Below are 15,722 nucleotides of genomic sequence, written 5' to 3'. Positions count from 1 at the left end.
ACACGATCATGAAGCCACTTGCTTTCCTCTGTTCACTCGTGCTGTGCGGCTGCGCAGTGGGACCCGACTTTCACGCGCCCGCGGCACCGGACACGCAAACCTACACGCACAAGGCCGAGCCGGCACGCACAGTATCGACCGACGGCACCGAGGGTTCCGCCCAAACCTTCACAACGGCGGATGCGCCGCTGCCGCTGTGGTGGCGCCAATTTCACTCGGCCGAACTAGACCGTCTGGTCGATCAGGCGCTGAGTCGAATCCCTTCGCTGGCGCAAGCCCGCGCAAAGCTGATCGAGGCGCGCGAAAACTACAATGCGCAGTCGGGCGCGACACGATTTCCGAGCGTCGACGCGAAGATTTCCGGAACGCGTCAACAGGTCGATCTCGCGGCTTTCGGCATCCCGCATGTCGAGAACCCGGGGCCGTTTTCGCTATTCAATGCGTCGGTGACGGTGGCGTATACATTCGACGTTTTCGGCGGCAATCGCCGGGCGCTCGAAGCCACGCTGGCGCAGGTCGACTACGAGGCGTTCCAATTGGAGGCAGCGCGCTTGTCCATTGCGGGCAATGTCGTATCGACGGCGGTGCAGCGCGCTTCATTGCAGCGGCAGGTCTTGCTGACACAACGCCTCGCCGACGCGCAGGCGCAGCAACTCGGCATCATGGAAGCACGCCTCGCCGCCGGTGGCGTGTCGCAACTCGACGTAAACAGCCAGCGCACGCTGCTTGCGCAAACGCGCGCGTCGCTGCCGCCGCTCGCCACACAGCTCGCGCAAGCGGATCATCAACTGGCGATCCTGGTGGGCGACGTGCCGTCCAAAGCGGAGTTCGATCGGCTCACGCTGGACTCGCTTCATCTGCCGAATGAGATACCGGTCACGCTGCCTTCGTCACTCGCACGGCAACGCCCTGACATTCGCGCCTCTGAAGCGCTACTGCACCAGGCCAGCGCGAACGTCGGTGTCGCGACAGCGAACCTGTACCCGCAGTTTTCGCTGTCGGCGGGAATCGGCTCTGAACGTACGAGTGTCCAGGACATTGTGAATGGCCTGAATATCTGGAATATCGGCCTGAATCTGACCCAGCCCATTTTTCGTGGTGGCGAGCTGCATGCGAAGAAGCGCGCCGCCCAGGCGGCCTATGACGCTGCGTTCGCGAGCTATCAGCAAACGGTGCTTCAGGCCTTGCAACAGGTTGCAGACGCGCTGACGGCGTTGCGTAACGACGCGCACGAACTGCAAGCTCGCGACGACGCCGCCCGGCAGGCTCAAGCGAACCTCGACATTGCGCGTGCGCAGTATTCGGCGGGTGGCGTCAGCCAGTTCAGCTTGCTCGACACGCAACGTCAGGCGTGGCAGACCGCTCTCGATCAGACGCGCGCGCAGGCGGCCCGGTTAAGCGATACGGCCGCGCTATTTCAATCGCTGGGCAGCAACGAATCCGACTTGACCTTAGGAAGCACGCGGTAACGGCGGAAGAACCCGCGGACCAGGCCGGACCCTCGGCCGCCGCCCGCTTCTGCTGCGGTGCGGCAACCCGCAACGCGGTTTTATATCACAATGAAATATAATCATGATGATGCGTTCTTTCGTTTCCTTGGGATTTGGCCGTAATGTGCGGCCTCCTCTAATCTGACACTGCCTTCCATTTTCCTATTCGAACCTTGTCCCGCAACGCTTTCATCCGCTGGATCGCCAGCTTCGCCCCCCATCCCATGGCTGTCCGATGGCCAGAACGCCTGAGATCGTGTCTCGGCGCATTGCTTGGGATTGCGTTTACCGGCGGGACCATGCACGTGCTTCTCGGACCTGCGGCGAATATTCCGCTGCTAGTCGCGCCAATGGGCGCTTCGGCCGTGCTGCTGTTCGCGGTGCCAGCCAGTCCGCTTGCGCAACCTTGGTCGATTATCGGCGGCAATATCGTCTCCGCTACGGTCGGCGTGGCCTGTGCAAGCTGGATCGGCGATCCGGTGGGCGCCGCCGCTTTGGCCGTCGCGTTCGCGATCTGCGCGATGTTTGCGCTGCGCTGTGTTCACCCGCCGTCAGGCGCGGTTGCGCTGACCGCGGTTCTTGGCGGTCCGGCGGTGCATGCGCTGGGCTATCGCTTTGTGGCCGAGCCGATTGCGATCCAGTCGGTGACGCTGCTATGCGCCGCCATCGTCTATCACGCCGCTACCGGACACCGATACCCCCACGTCGCCCAGGCGAGTTCGGTCAAAGGCGCGGGAGCGTCGACTTCGGCGTCGAGCGAAGGTTTCACGCGGGCGGACCTCGAAGCAGTGCTGAACCGGCGCGGCGAATTACTCGACATCGATACGGACGATCTGGAATCCCTGCTGCGTGATGTTCAGCTACAGGCCTACGCGCGCACGTTCAATGAACTGACCTGCGCGGACATCATGTCGCGCTCGCTCGTCGCCGTGTCGGCGAGCACGCGTGCTTCCGCCGCATGGAGTCTGTTGAAACGGCGTCATATCAAGGCACTCCCGGTCACTGACGAGAAGCAACACGTGATCGGCATCGTGACCCGCGCCGACCTCGTCGGCAAACGGGCGTTCGGCAAAGCGCCCGGCCTGAGTTCTCCCTTCCAGCGCTGGTTCAGGCGCAGTGTCACTCCGGCGGCGCTCGTCGGCGCACTGATGAACGTGGACGTTCAGACAGTCGAAGGAACGACGCCCATCGTCGAACTGGTGCCGGTGTTCGCGAACTACGGGCACCACCATATTCCGGTCCTGGACTCGCAACAGCGGCTAGCCGGCATGATCACGCAGGCCGATCTCATCGCGGGACTGTATCGCCAGGCTTACGCCAGGCATCGAACCGCGGCATAGCCACTGTCACCGACACCGGGATCGAGCACGGACATACATATCACGTCATGATATAATTCGCGCTTTATCTCTTCCTGCACGGCACTTCGATGAAAACACTCACGCGCGGTTTGACCAAGGCGAACTTCGAGCAACTGTCCGAGTTTCGCTATCAGATGCGGCGCTTCGAGCGTTTTTCCGAGCAGGCTGCTCAGGGCGAAGGCATCACGCCATTGCAGTATCTGCTGCTTCTGCACATCAAGGGTTATCCGGAGCGCGACTGGGCCACCGTCGGCGAACTTGCGGAACGGCTGCAGGCGCAGCATCACGGCGTGGTTGCGCTCGTGTCCCGCTGCGAGGCGCTCGATCTGGTGCGCAGAAAAGTCAGCGAGACGGATCGCCGCCAGGTCGAGGTTCATTTGCTGAAGGCCGGCGAGCAGGTGCTCGCCCGTCTCGCCGAAATGCATCGTGCCGAATTGAAGTCGCTCAAAGGCGCGTTTAGCGTCCCCCAGATCGATATTTGAGTCGCCATGAGTCTCGATACCCATAAGCGCGATTTTTCCATCAACGCGAGGCTTCCTGGAATTTCCGCGCTCGCCGCGGCAATCGGCGTGCTCAGCACGCTCGCGGCGTTCGTGCTGCTGAGCCTGATTCATCTGTTCACCAATCTGTTTTTCTTCCAGCAGTTTTCGTTTGCGGACCGCTCACCGGCCGTCAATACATTGGGTGTGTGGGTGGTGGTCATCCCTGTGATCGGCGGCTTGATCGTCGGTCTCATGGCGCGCTACGGCTCTGAGAAGATTCGCGGTCACGGCATTCCCGAAGCGATTGAAGCCATCCTGTTCGGCAAGAGCCGCATGTCGCCGAAGGTGGCGATTCTCAAACCGCTCTCGTCAGGCATCGTGATCGGCAGCGGCGGCCCGTTCGGCGCGGAAGGCCCGATCATCATGACAGGCGGAGCGCTCGGGTCGCTGATCGCGCAGTGTGTGAAGGTCACGTCCGCGGAGCGCAAGACGCTGCTGGTGGCCGGCGCGGCGGCGGGCATGACGGCGGTCTTCGGCACGCCAGTGGCTGCCGTGCTGCTGGCGGTCGAACTGCTGTTGTTCGAATGGCGCCCGCGCAGTTTTCTGCCGGTCGCGCTGGCATGTGCCGTCGCGGGTTTTGCGCGTGCGGCGTTGTTCGGCACCGGCCCGCTCTTTCCGCTTGAAACGGCGCCGCCCGGCGCGCTGTCGCTGCTGTCCTGCGTCATCGCCGGCTTGCTGTCCGGTGCGCTCGCCTCGGGCTTGTCGGCCGCACTTTATAAAGTCGAGGACCTGTTCGGCAAGCTGCCAATCCACTGGATGTGGTGGCCCGCGCTCGGCGGACTTGTCGTCGGCATTGGCGGCTTTCTCGAACCGCGCGCGCTGGGCGTCGGTTACGACGTGATCGGCGATCTGCTGCATCAGCACATTGCCATCCAGATCGCGCTGGCGATCCTCATCGTGAAGGCGGTCATCTGGGTCGTCGCGCTCGGCTCGGGTACCTCGGGCGGCGTCCTTGCTCCGCTGCTCATGCTGGGCGCGGGACTCGGCGTCCTGCTCGGCCACGTGCTGCCGGGCGGCGAACCCGCGCTGTGGCCGCTCGTCTGCATGGCGGCCACGCTCGGCGCCACGTTGGGCGCGCCGTTGACCGCCATCGTGTTCGCATTCGGCCTCACGCACGACAGTAACGCGCTGCTGCCGCTGCTCGCCGCGACACTGATCGCGCATGGGTTCGCAACGGTCGTCATGAAGCGCTCCATCATGACCGAGAAAATTGCCCGGCGCGGTTATCACATTTACCGCGAATACGGCGTCGATCCACTGGAGCGCCACCATGTCGACGAGGTGATGTCGCGCGCGGTCAAGACGATCGGTGGCAGCATGTCCGTGGCAGAAGCGCTAACAACGTACTTCGGCGCGACGCAGACACATCGCGCGTATCCGGTCGTGCATCAGGGCGCGCTGGTGGGCGTCGTCGATCGCGCGATGCTGGAGACAATCCGCGGTGGCGACGCGCACAGTACGCTCGACTCGCAACTCGCCGACGTATTGCGACACCGTTCGGCCACTTTCGCGCTGCCCGGTGAAACGTGCCGTCTCGTCGCAACACGGCTTGCGGTGCACGGTCTCGAACGTTTGCCCGTGGTTGCGGATTCCACCACGTTGCAATTAATCGGGATTGTGTCGCGCAGCGATCTGATCAAACCGTCTCTTGCTCATTTCGACGAAGAGCACAAGAAAGAGCGCTTCCGGCGTTTGCGGGTGCACACCGGCAAGCGGCACTTCCCGCCGGTTCCGTAAGCCGCGCGATCGGCAAGCGATTCTTCCGTGCCCCTTCCCAGAGGCGCATCCGGAGGCGACACGGATGCCACCGCCAACAGCATCCGATAGCAGTACGGCCATTTCCTCATGTCCGACTCCTTGCCATGCACGGAGAAGCGCCTGCGCATTCAACACCGGCACGGCCGCATCGCCTGGGGATACCCCTACGTTTTCCGCCACTTCTCGTCGATCTGTCTTGATTCGACTGCAGGATGGCGGTTTCGCGCGCTATGCCAGTGTATTGCGTTGACAATACAGGGTGTTACGCTCACCAAAGCAGCCTTCGCGGTAATGAGCCGCCGTCCAGCGGCAAAATTAGCAGGCATAGAACACACCGCGAAGCGCCATTGCCTACGAAAGGCGAAACATCGCTGCGGGAGAGACTGCGATGCAAATCAAAACATATACCCTACTGACGCTATTGGTGTTTAGCAGTGCTGCTTTCGCATGGCAGCCGCTCACCTATCCAATCCGAAGTCAAAGCCCTTATCAGCGCAGCGTCGATTCCGCGATGTGCTATGCGACGGCGAACAAACAGACCAAGGTCAACATCGTCCGCGAGCCGCAGATTCCACCGCGCAAACCGGCTGCCACCAAGACTTCGTCGACCGGCGCGCCGTCGCGGCCGCCGTTGCCGCCCAGCACCTTCTCGTCCGCGCCAATCGGCGAGAGCATGCCGGCCGCCGCCGCGCCGGGCGCGAGTGCGCCCGTAGCAACCACGGCGGCGACAGCGAAGGGGGCTTCGGCCGCCACGGCGGCGAGCGCGACATCGGCGGACACCACGACTACGGCCGCCACGGTGGGATCGGCGACGACCGCGGGCAACAGCGCCTCGGAAACGGCAGCCGCGAGCGCGGCGCAGACGGCTGCGGCGTCCAGCGTGAAGCTGCCGCCTCTGCCGGCGCCCGAGCCGCCCATGACACAGTACTGGGCCGCGTATGGCGCGTGCATGCAAGCGCGGGGTTACGTAGTCGCACAGTAACCCTGCTTGCAAGCCTCGTTACGGTGCCTTGTTTTTTTCTGATTGTGGCGCCGGCATTCGACGCCCCTTTGCGACACGGCGATGCTTAGCGACTTTACTTCCGATCAGCACGATCCCTTCCGATGCGGGCGTTGCGGTGTCCCGCTAGCCGGTCGCTTCACGCCCTGTCCTTCGTGCCATCGGCGTCCGGCCGATTCGTTCGGCGCGCGTCCGGCGCCACCTGCCTCGCTGAAAGTCCCGCTGAACGGTCAATTGGACGACTCGCAGCCGCTCGTCGACAGCCGTCTGCCGGCACGCAAAATCTGGAATCCGTCCTCGCGCGCATTGGTCAATCCCTACGAGTTCGTCGAGAAGCCCGAGGTCGCCGTATCCGCCTATCAGCGGCTGCGCCAGCCCCTCGTGCTGGGCGCGTCGGTGCTGGTGGTGACCTCCGCCGTGTACCTGGGTTTCATCCACAGCAACGACTCGAATGTCGGCACGCCAATCGCGGTGTCCGGCAAGGTGCGGACACAAAATGTCGCGCCGCTCGTCGCCATTCCGCAGAAGCCGGCGGCCACCGTCGCGCAGCGGCCCACGCCTGCCGCACAGCAGAAGTCCGCGATTGTCGCCGTTCAGAAGCCTGCCGCCGTCACCGTCCAGAAACCCGCCGCTGCCGTCACCCAGAAACCGGCCACCGTCGTCGCACAGAAGCCGGCCACGGTCGTCGCTCAGACGCCCGCTACCGCGCCGCCTGCCGTCGCGCAGAAACCTGCCGTGGCAGTCGTCGCACCGCGCGCCACGACTGCCACGACCGTCGCCGCCGTGCGGTCCGCTCCCGTGCGTTCGCCGCCGATTGCGCCACCGATTGCGCCGCCAGCCGCTTCGCCGCCGCTCTCGCGCCGGGTCGCATCCGTGGAACCCGAGGCGAAGCGCAATCCGGGCGGACAGTCAGTCAATCCACCGGAACAACCGCGCGCCGATGTGTCGCGGCATCTCAAAGCCGCACGGGCCAATCTGCAGCGGAACAACCTGTCGGCGACCCGGGCGCGCCTTGCGGCGGTCATCGCCGCGCAACCGGACAATCGCGACGCGTTGAACCTGCGCTCCATGCTGAGCACGCGCGAACAGCAGCGCGACGCACTACTGAGCCTCGCAAGAGGCTGCGGATATATCGCGCGATGGACATGCGTCTCGCACAATGCCGGCACGGCGCTGCAGATCGATTCGAGCAGCAAGGAAGCACAGCGTCTCGTGACACTCGCGCAGCGCGAAACGGAACTCCAGATTCCGCCGCCCGCGGAGCCCGCACCCGAGCCGGCGCCCGAGACGCGTGACGTGAGCACCCATCATTGATGTCAGCGTCCGCGCGCGGCGGGCAATCAATGCGTGACAACAGGAACAGGCGCGCCCTGCGCCGCGCTAGCGGGCCGACACGGCCAGACCCACCTGATGCGCGATCGCGCGATAGCGGTCGGCGGTATCCCTGAGCGTCAGGCCGGCCAGCGAGCGTTGCGCCCGCGCCTGCCCTAACGCAACGATCACCGCCTCGGCATAGCACTGCACATTGGCGGTATCGACCAGTTGGACGCCCGGAAATCCGCTCGCGAAAGCGAAAGCCGGGATCTTGCTCGCGACGATCGGCACGCCGGAAGCGAGTGCCTCGAGAAACGCCACGCTGTGCGCCTCGGATTGCGACGGCATGACGAACACGTTCGACTCCGACAGCACCGTGGCGACATCGGTGCGCGGGCCCGCCACCGCGACACGCTCCGAGATGCCCAACGTCTGCGCCAGCGCGATGACCGCGCGCCAGTAATCGGTGTCTTCGATCACGCCGTACAACACGAGCCGCGCGTCTTTCTCGCGCTTGAGTACTTCGCTGAAAGCCCGCACCGTCAGCAGTTGATTCTTCACTGCCGCGTACCGGCCGATCTGCACCACCTGCGGCGCGCGGCCGTCGCGTTCCACGCCGTCGGTGAATGCGAAGCGTGCGAGATCCACGCCGTTCGGCACCACGGTCATCGAAGGATGCGGCCCGATGGCCTGCACGTAATCCGTCACGCCCTGCTCGGACACACCGATCACCATTCGCGCGCGTCCCGACAGAACATGTTCGATGCGCCTGAACAGCGGGCGCTCGAAGTCGTTGGTCGCCGAATGCATGACGTAGACCACCGGCACACGCAGCGGCAACGCGCGCGCGTAAAACGACGGAATGGTCGCGTGCGCAAAGATCACATCCGGATGAAAACGCCGCACCGCACCGAACAAATGGCACAGCTTGATGAACGAACGATGACGCAGCTCTGGAAAGAAGCACTGCACGCCGTGGCTTTCCAACTCGTTCTGCAAGGGTGCAAAATCGGCATGCGCCGGCAACAGCGAAGCCACACACACCGCCATGCCCTCGGCGCACTGATCGAGCGCAAGGTCCCTGGCCAGAACTTCTGCTCCTGACAGACGCGGCGCAAGAACCAGGTGAAAGACGCGCATCACGACGTCCTTGCCGTCAACGTCCTGAACAGCATCCACGCGGCGGCGCAGCCAAGGCCGAGCGTCATGGACCACGCAATGCCTGTCACGCCCCAATAGTGCACCGCGGGCGGCGCGCTCAACAGCAGCACCACCACCTGAATCGCCGACGCATGCACGGTCGCCTTCGCGTCGCCCACTGCGCGCAGATAGGCTACGAGCACGGCGATCAACGCGCCGATCGCCATGTTGATCACCAGGATCCTGAAGAGCGGCACCGCCGGCAGCCATGCGGCGCCGAGAATCAGCGAGAAGAGCGGCTCGGCGATCAGCCTGAGCAACGTGACGAAAGCCGCGAGCCCGAGCGCGATCACCAGCAAATAAATCTTGATGATGCGCGAGGCCGACTGCGGACTGTGGCGATGATGCGCCGCGAAGGTCGGAAAGAGGTATTGCGACATGGCTATCGCGGCGTCGGCGAGCAGCATCTGCGCGAGCCGCGACGACATCTGATAGCTGCCCAGTTGCGCCGGCCCGAGCAGTTTGCCGACCACCACCTTGTCGAACTGATTGAGCAGCAGATTGATCACGCTACTGGCCCAGATCCAGCGGCTGAACCCGACATAGTGACCGATCCCCGACCACACGGCGCGGATCGGCGGACGCGGTTTCATGGTCGCCCAGGTTAAGGAGCTTTTCAGACTCTCGCCGGCTACGAGGCCGATCAGTACCGACGACGCGCCAGCGCCGAAATACGCAAGTGCCAGTCCGACCGCGCAATCGACGAATGACGCCGCCACCTCCACGCCCGCGATGTGCTGGAAGCGCCGCTCGCGCTGCACCACGTAATAAGCCGGCGACGCCAGACCGCGCAGCAACGGCAGCAGCGCCGCGAGCTGGATCAGGATCAGCGAGCCGTTCAGGTGGAACTGGCTGCTCAGCAGTGGGGCGAGCGCGACCAGCAGCAGCGAGATGAGCACGCCTCGCGCCGTCAATGTGGTCCACACCGCGCCGAGTTGCGAGCGCGACGGTGGATGTTCGCCTTGAATGACCGCTTGCGCGAGGCCGGTATCGGACAGCGCTTCGGCAATCGCCACCGCGAGCAGAGCCACGCTCACGCTACCGATTGCCGCCGGTCCGAGCATCCGGCCAATCGCAAGAAATTTGATCGCTACAAGTCCACGCACGGCGAACTGCTGGAGCAGGACCCACGTCGCCGCACTCGCGCCGAAGCTGCCCGCCACCGAGAACGCCGGAAGCCTGATCGCCCGCAAGCTATCTCTCCGTCGAATCGGAGCGCCGTTGAATCCGCCGCGCGCAGAGCGATTTCGTGGATCGCCCTGCGAACGCCGCCAGCGCATGATTTGTTAGGTTGCGCCAGCAAGCTGGCGAGTTTTTTCGTCGAATTTCATACACGACCATACCGCGAGAGAATCGCCCACAACCGCCATCAGCTAGGCCGGTTCGGCCTAAGGCGACGGCCCCTAGTACGCTGAACCACAAAGCCGGACAAATTAGTAGTTACACGGATTCCGACGATGCTAACGTTGTTCAGCCAGCGCCATGCGAGAAGCGGCGCTCGGGTACTTATTTCAGCAACGCAAATGGTTACCGACGCAATGGAACAAGACTACGTCCTGATCGTGGAACCGAATCTCACCGGCCACCGCTGGCGATACGCCGAGTGGATCATGCAGGCCTGTGCGGACGCCGGCTATCCGTGCATGCTCGTGACCGAGTGCGCCAACGAAGACCACCGGCTCGCAAGACAGATCACCGCCGCCAACCGCCCGGATCAGCAGATCGCTTTCGTCGATCCGGAGGAGCGGCCCCGCAACCGCCTGCCCGACCCCAACGAATACTGGCGCTTCCACCGCTATTTCAAGCGCGTGCATACGATCATCACCCGCATGCAGTCGATCCGGCTCGTGGTCGTCCCCTACGTCGATTACTTTTTCTATTCGCTGCCTTTTCTCGGCTCGCCTTTCGGCAAGACGCCATGGATCGGCATCACCATGCGCTCCACATTCCATCATCACAAGGTCGGCATCAAGGCGCCCGATCGTCCGGTCGTCAATGCGATCAAGGCGCTGCTCTTCAAGCGCGCGATCCGCACCACCGGCCTGCGCACGCTGCTGACGATCGATCCGACCTTGCCGGAATGGTCGGCGCGCAGCCCGTCGAAGCACAGCGCGGCGATCGCCTACGTGGCCGACCCGTTTCCCGATGAGCACGCGGAAAACCCCGTGCTGGCCCGCGAGCGTCTGGGGCTCGATCCCGAGCAGCGCTATCTGCTGGTGTACGGCGCGATCACGGAACGCAAGGGCATCTACGAACTGGTGCATGCGCTGACGCGTCTCGAGCATGCGCCCACGCTGATCGTCGCTGGCGAGCAGGATGCGGGCACGCGTCATTTCATGCGCAATCACGTGCGCAGCCTCAATCCCGCGCCGCTGGTACTCGACGCCTTCATTTCCAACGACATGGAGCGCGATCTGTTCTCCGCGTGCGACGCGGTCTGGCTCGGCTATAAGGGGCACTACGGCATGAGTGGCGTGCTGGTCCAGGCCTACCGTTTCGGCAAGCCGGTGATCGCAACTGAAGACGGTTTGATCGGCTGGTTCAGCCGGCGTTGCGAACTGGGGCCGATTCTGAGCGACCTGAGTTCCGCGTCGATCGGCCGTGCGATCACCGAAGCCATGACGTCCTGGCCGCACACCGCTCAGGCCATGCCCTCCGCGCGTGAAGACCTGCTGTCACGACATACGCTCGGGCAATTCAAGCAGACCTTGCTGCAACAGATGGCTTGATTGCGCAACGGGTTCTTCAAAAAAACGAGGCGTCCATCAGTGCGATGGACGCCTCGTCACATGTGACGTCGGCTGACGGCCGCATACGCGAGTAAGCGGCCGCATGCTCTTGCATGCTCAGGATAACTGCCCACCGGCGGCAGCGGCGGGCACTTCCTCGCGCACCGAGCTGCTGCGCTTTTCGGGGAACAGCGCATTGCGCATCAGCAGGAACGGATACTCGATGGCGCGCGTGGTCACATAGCCGATTGCGATCGCGATCGCAAACTGCGTCGCGATCGCGACGACCCAGATCAGACTCGGCGTGAGACCCAGCGCGGTCGCTTTCCGGATCAGCATGTCGCCGGGCGCGAGCGCGAGCGAATGCCACAAGTAAATACCGTACGAATACAGGCCGATCCACGCCACGCCACGATAAATCCACGACGTACGCAACGATCCCGAGTATTCGAGCACCAGCACGATCAGCGCGGCGAATCCGAGCGCCTGGATCGTGTAGCCGATGCTTTCGTCCAGTGCGAGGTTTTTGGTGGCGAATGCGAGCCATGCACAGAGCAGGACGACGCTAAAAATCAGCAGCCACTTGCGCCTGGCGAGTTGATGATAGATGCCGGGTTTCATCCAGTAGATCGCGGAAAGAATCACGCCCACCAGCAGGCTGTCGATGCGGTATTGCGTGTAAGCAAAGGCGCCGTCGAGATTGCCGCCCGCCACCGCGAAGCAGCGCGCCGTGAGCACCACCGCGCAGATGCCGGTGAGCACGCTGACGATCGTCCACGCGCCGAGACGCCAGCGCGAGAACATCAGCAGAAGCGCCGGCAGCACCAGATAAAAGTGTTCTTCAACGGCGAGGCTCCAGGTCTGCGTAATCGACGTGCCCAGGTAGTTCTGCAAGTGCGTCAGGTTCTGGACGAGGAAGGTATTCCACGGGTGGCGTCCGGCCAGCACATGGAAGGCGATCAGCACGTAATACGCGGGCCAGATGCGGAAAATCCGCCGGATGATAAAGCGCCGGGCATCGACGTGGCCGGTTTCGGCGTACTGTCGAAGCAGCAGGCCGCCCACCAGAAAGCCGCTCAACGTGAAGAACAGGTTCACGCCTTCGCGGCCGAAACTCTTCAGTGGGTACTCAATAATCTGGATGAGGTAATTGCCGGTATGAACCGCATGAAAGTGAAAGCCCATCACCATGATGATGGCGATGCCGCGGACGAAGTCGAGCTCGATCGCCCGTCCGGCTTTTGCGGGTCCCGCCCCGCCGAATAACTTCATGCTGTTCCCCTCTGTCGTCTCTCTCGCAAGGCACGCGGCCCTTTTTGCATATTCGGTGTCGGCAAGCGTGCGTGCGCGCCAACTTCAAGGCATTCACCGACAACCTGCGCAAGTGTGCGCGCGTCTTGCAGAGCTTACGCTTTCCGCTAACGCCTAAACCCAGGCATTGTTCGACGAATGCGGCCCAGCCAACTAACAGGCGTAGCGATTCCTTCAAAATAACCCGATGCGAGACCGTCCGCTATAGACCGCGGCGAATCTACGGCGACGGGGAGGAAATCGTTAATGCGCCATCAGTATGCAACGCCCTGGATATGGTTTTTTCTGCTGCCGCTTGCTTTCGACTATAAGGCGACGGACGCGAATACGGGTCACTTTGCGCAGTTCATCTTCGTCCTGCCGGCGATCGCCGCGGGTATTGCTCTCCTTCTCATCGCGCCGCGTTTTCATGAACGCTCGCGGCTGCGCTCGATCGTCACGTGGAGCGTGATCCTGTGCGTGTTCGGCAGCATCGTCGCGCAGCTGGTTCAGGATAACGACACCGGCAACTATTTGCGCGTGTTGCTGCCGTTCATTCTCTTCATGCTGGGCTATCTCGTGGCGTGCCGCCCGTGGAGCGAGTTTCGCATCGCCCAGTTCGAAAAAGCCCTGTTTGTCGCGAACGTCATCAGCCTGCTGTTCACCCTGGTCTACGGCATGGCCACGGGCGGCGGTCTCGACGACGTGCGCTTCCGTATCCTCTCCGTGACGTTGCTGGGTCTGCAAGGCGTATTGCTGCACGAATTCATCGTGGCAAAGCGTTATTCGCTTTTCACGGTATCGATTTTCGCCTTGAGCGTGATCATCGAATTGCTGAGCGTGACGCGCAGCGTGATGGTTGGCACGGTGCTGCTATTCCTGATCGCGATGGGGCTGAGCGCGCCGTCGATCCGGCATATCTGGCGCGCGATGAGCCGCACTGTGATCATTGGCGCGGTGCTCGCCGGCGTGGCCGGCGCCGCGGCCCTGGCTTTCCCGACCGTCGCCGAGCACTGGGCGCAGCGCATCTTCTTCTCCGAAGAAACCCGCTCCGGCAAGGATCCGACCACGATCACGCGTCTCGCGGAAATGCGCGACCAGTACGATCAGGTGACCGCGGACCCGACGACCTTGCTGTTCGGCGAAGGCTACGGCCACTACTACCGCTACTCGCCGGTCTATCTGCCTGACCTTGCCGGCCAGATCAGCGAGAAAGACTTTTACGCGATCAACGAATGGGCTGCGGGCCACAACTTCTGGGTCTATCAGTTGTTCGCGGGCGGACTCCTGTTCGGCATTGGCATGCCGTTGGCCACGCTCGCCGCGCTGGCGGTCTGCTTCTTCTCGTATCGCTACTGGCGCTCGGTCGTGCCCGACGCGCCGATGCTGCCGGTGCTCGGGCGCGCCATCATGCTGTTTGCCGCGTTGCCGGCCACGTCGATCGGCGGCAATCCACTCGGGCCGCGTTTTTCCGGGCTGATTTTCGGCGTCGCGCTTGGCCTGATGATCGCCACGCACGCGCGTTTGCAGCGTGCGCTGCCGGCCCGCGCACGGCGCTTCCGTAGCCCGCCGTCTGTGCGTCCGGAAGCGATGCCGGAGTTGCCCGGCCGGATCCAGCCGGGCATGGGCCGCGCCGACCTCCCGTCGACACTCGGCATGTCACGCACCGCGAGTTCCGCATCCGAAACCGGCCAGTTCGGCGCCCTCGTCCCGCATTCGCCGCCCAGACATCGCTCCAACCGACCGAATATCGCCCGATGAAGATCCTCCACCTGCTAGCAAGCGTCGACCCCCGCGCCGGCGGTCCCGTTGAAGGCGTTCGCCGCAGCGGCCTGGCAATGCGCGAAGCCGGCCACGAGATCGAAGTGGCGACTTGCGACGCCCCCCGCGACGCCTTTCTTGCGTCCTTCCCCTTTCCGGTCCATGTCTTCGGCCCGACCAAAGGCCGCTACAGCTTCAGCGAACGCCTCGCGCCGTGGCTCGCCGCCAACGCGAAGCGCTATGACGCGGTGATCGTGCACGGCCTGTGGCAATACCACGGCTTCGCGGCATGGAAAGCGCTGCACAGGAGCGAAGTGCCGTACTACGTGTATGTGCACGGCATGCTGGACCCGTGGTTCAAGGAGGCTTACCCGCTCAAGCATCTGAAGAAATGGCTGTATTGGCCGTGGGCGGAGTATCGCGTACTGCGCGACGCGCGCGCTGTCATCTTCACGACTGAGGAAGAACGCACGCGCGCGCGGAAGTCGTTCTGGCTGTACCGCGTGCATGAACGGATCGTGCCGTTCGGCACGACGGTGCCGCAACTCGAAGCGGCGCCGCTGCGCGAAGCGTTCCTGCAAGCCATACCGAGCCTGCGCGGCAAACGCATCGTGCTGTTTCTCGGCCGCGTCCACGCGAAGAAAGGCTGCGATCTGCTGATCGATGCTTTCGCACGCATTGCCGGTCGCGATCCGGCGCTGCACCTCGTGATCGCCGGTCCGGATGAAACCGGCTGGGCCTCGACGCTGCGTACCCAGGCGCAGGCGGCCGGCATCGCGCATCGCGTGAGTCTGCCGGGCATGCTTCAGGGCGAACTCAAGTGGGGCGCTTTTCATGCGAGCGACGTGTTCGTTCTGCCGTCGCATCAGGAGAATTTCGGCGTGGCGGTGGCCGAGGCGCTGGGCTGCGGATTGCCGGCGCTGATCTCCGATAAAGTCAACGTGTGGCGCGAAATCGAAGCGGACGGCGCGGGGATGGTGGCCGCGGATACCGTCGACGGTACGGAAAAGAATCTGACGCGCTGGCTCGAACTGGACGACGCGGCTCGCGCGGCGATGCGCGCGCAGGCGGCCGAGACCTTCAACGCGCGCTTCCGTGTCGAGACTATGGTCAGCGCCCTGACCGCTCTGCTCGAAGCCAGGGGCGGCCACGACGACGCGCGCAACAACGACAGCACGCTCACCACGCTGCGCGAAACGACTCAGCCAACCCACTGACGCGCGCCGTCTCTCGCCAGGCGGAAAACTCTCGAACCGGCAACCCAAAAGCGAAGATGG

Annotated in this window: 12 protein-coding genes; 9 read left to right on the top strand and 3 right to left on the bottom strand. The window is 63.6% G+C overall.

The window, feature by feature from the left end:
* The first annotated feature begins 8 nt into the window (after positions 1–8).
* From B0G81_RS28715 to B0G81_RS28690, 6 genes are all read left to right on the top strand, one after another.
* Positions 9–1,469 (top strand): efflux transporter outer membrane subunit, encoded by a 1,461-nt coding sequence (locus tag B0G81_RS28715; RefSeq protein ID WP_134139979.1) that lies wholly within the window; start codon positions 9–11, stop codon positions 1,467–1,469.
* Between the two features lie 194 nt (positions 1,470–1,663).
* A complete protein-coding gene (locus tag B0G81_RS28710; protein ID WP_208328561.1) occupies positions 1,664–2,830 on the top strand; it encodes an HPP family protein in 1,167 nt (388 codons plus the stop codon).
* Between the two features lie 89 nt (positions 2,831–2,919).
* Positions 2,920–3,333 (top strand): helix-turn-helix domain-containing protein, encoded by a 414-nt coding sequence (locus B0G81_RS28705; protein WP_106284409.1) that lies wholly within the window; start codon positions 2,920–2,922, stop codon positions 3,331–3,333.
* 6 nt (positions 3,334–3,339) lie between these two features.
* A complete protein-coding gene (locus B0G81_RS28700; RefSeq protein ID WP_134139977.1) occupies positions 3,340–5,130 on the top strand; it encodes a chloride channel protein in 1,791 nt (596 codons plus the stop codon).
* Between the two features lie 409 nt (positions 5,131–5,539).
* The gene (locus B0G81_RS44840) at positions 5,540–6,133 is read left to right on the top strand and encodes a hypothetical protein (RefSeq protein ID WP_134139974.1); all 594 of its coding nucleotides are present in this window, start codon (positions 5,540–5,542) and stop codon (positions 6,131–6,133) included.
* Between the two features lie 252 nt (positions 6,134–6,385).
* A complete protein-coding gene (locus tag B0G81_RS28690) occupies positions 6,386–7,465 on the top strand; it encodes a hypothetical protein (protein ID WP_279590501.1) in 1,080 nt (359 codons plus the stop codon).
* A gap of 66 nt (positions 7,466–7,531) precedes the next feature.
* Here B0G81_RS28690 and B0G81_RS28685 read toward each other — a convergent pair whose 3' ends face one another.
* A complete protein-coding gene (locus tag B0G81_RS28685) occupies positions 7,532–8,605 on the bottom strand; it encodes a glycosyltransferase family 4 protein (protein WP_134139971.1) in 1,074 nt (357 codons plus the stop codon).
* Positions 8,605–9,858, bottom strand: a complete 1,254-nt coding sequence (locus tag B0G81_RS28680; protein WP_116148655.1) for an oligosaccharide flippase family protein — start codon at positions 9,856–9,858, stop codon at positions 8,605–8,607. Before B0G81_RS28680 ends, B0G81_RS28685 begins: the two co-directional genes overlap by 1 nt.
* Before the next feature lie 330 nt (positions 9,859–10,188).
* On the opposite strand from B0G81_RS28680, the gene B0G81_RS28675 reads away from it, so the two are divergent.
* The gene (locus B0G81_RS28675; protein WP_134139967.1) at positions 10,189–11,394 is read left to right on the top strand and encodes a glycosyltransferase; all 1,206 of its coding nucleotides are present in this window, start codon (positions 10,189–10,191) and stop codon (positions 11,392–11,394) included.
* 117 nt (positions 11,395–11,511) lie between these two features.
* On the opposite strand, the gene B0G81_RS28670 is transcribed toward B0G81_RS28675, so the two are convergent.
* Entirely contained in the window at positions 11,512–12,666 is a 1,155-nt protein-coding gene (locus tag B0G81_RS28670) for an acyltransferase (RefSeq protein WP_134139951.1), read from the bottom strand.
* 285 nt (positions 12,667–12,951) lie between these two features.
* Here B0G81_RS28670 and B0G81_RS28665 point away from each other — a divergent pair, with 285 nt between their 5' ends.
* Positions 12,952–14,445, top strand: coding sequence for a hypothetical protein (locus B0G81_RS28665; protein ID WP_134139921.1), 1,494 nt, complete (start codon positions 12,952–12,954; stop codon positions 14,443–14,445).
* Positions 14,442–15,662, top strand: coding sequence for a glycosyltransferase (locus B0G81_RS28660; protein ID WP_134139916.1), 1,221 nt, complete (start codon positions 14,442–14,444; stop codon positions 15,660–15,662). The genes B0G81_RS28665 and B0G81_RS28660 overlap by 4 nt, the downstream gene beginning before the upstream one ends.
* The last annotated feature ends 60 nt before the right edge of the window (positions 15,663–15,722 follow it).

Source organism: Paraburkholderia sp. BL6665CI2N2 (assembly GCF_004366535.1).
Taxonomy (GTDB): Bacteria; Pseudomonadota; Gammaproteobacteria; order Burkholderiales; family Burkholderiaceae; genus Paraburkholderia.
Note: the sequence above shows the minus strand (reverse complement) of the source record. Positions and strands in the feature narration are given on the sequence as shown.

Bases quoted from the DNA above. Each gene is read 5' to 3' on its own strand.
- B0G81_RS28675 (WP_134139967.1), top strand. From the start codon at position 10,189: ATGGTTACCGACGCAATGGAACAAGACTACGTCCTGATCGTGGAACCG.
- B0G81_RS28665 (WP_134139921.1), top strand. From the start codon at position 12,952: ATGCGCCATCAGTATGCAACGCCCTGGATATGGTTTTTTCTGCTGCCG.
- B0G81_RS28670 (WP_134139951.1), bottom strand. From the start codon at position 12,666: ATGAAGTTATTCGGCGGGGCGGGACCCGCAAAAGCCGGACGGGCGATC.
- B0G81_RS28685 (WP_134139971.1), bottom strand. From the start codon at position 8,605: ATGCGCGTCTTTCACCTGGTTCTTGCGCCGCGTCTGTCAGGAGCAGAA.
- B0G81_RS44840 (WP_134139974.1), top strand. From the start codon at position 5,540: ATGCAAATCAAAACATATACCCTACTGACGCTATTGGTGTTTAGCAGT.
- B0G81_RS28705 (WP_106284409.1), top strand. From the start codon at position 2,920: ATGAAAACACTCACGCGCGGTTTGACCAAGGCGAACTTCGAGCAACTG.
- B0G81_RS28700 (WP_134139977.1), top strand. From the start codon at position 3,340: ATGAGTCTCGATACCCATAAGCGCGATTTTTCCATCAACGCGAGGCTT.
- B0G81_RS28660 (WP_134139916.1), top strand. From the start codon at position 14,442: ATGAAGATCCTCCACCTGCTAGCAAGCGTCGACCCCCGCGCCGGCGGT.
- B0G81_RS28715 (WP_134139979.1), top strand. From the start codon at position 9: ATGAAGCCACTTGCTTTCCTCTGTTCACTCGTGCTGTGCGGCTGCGCA.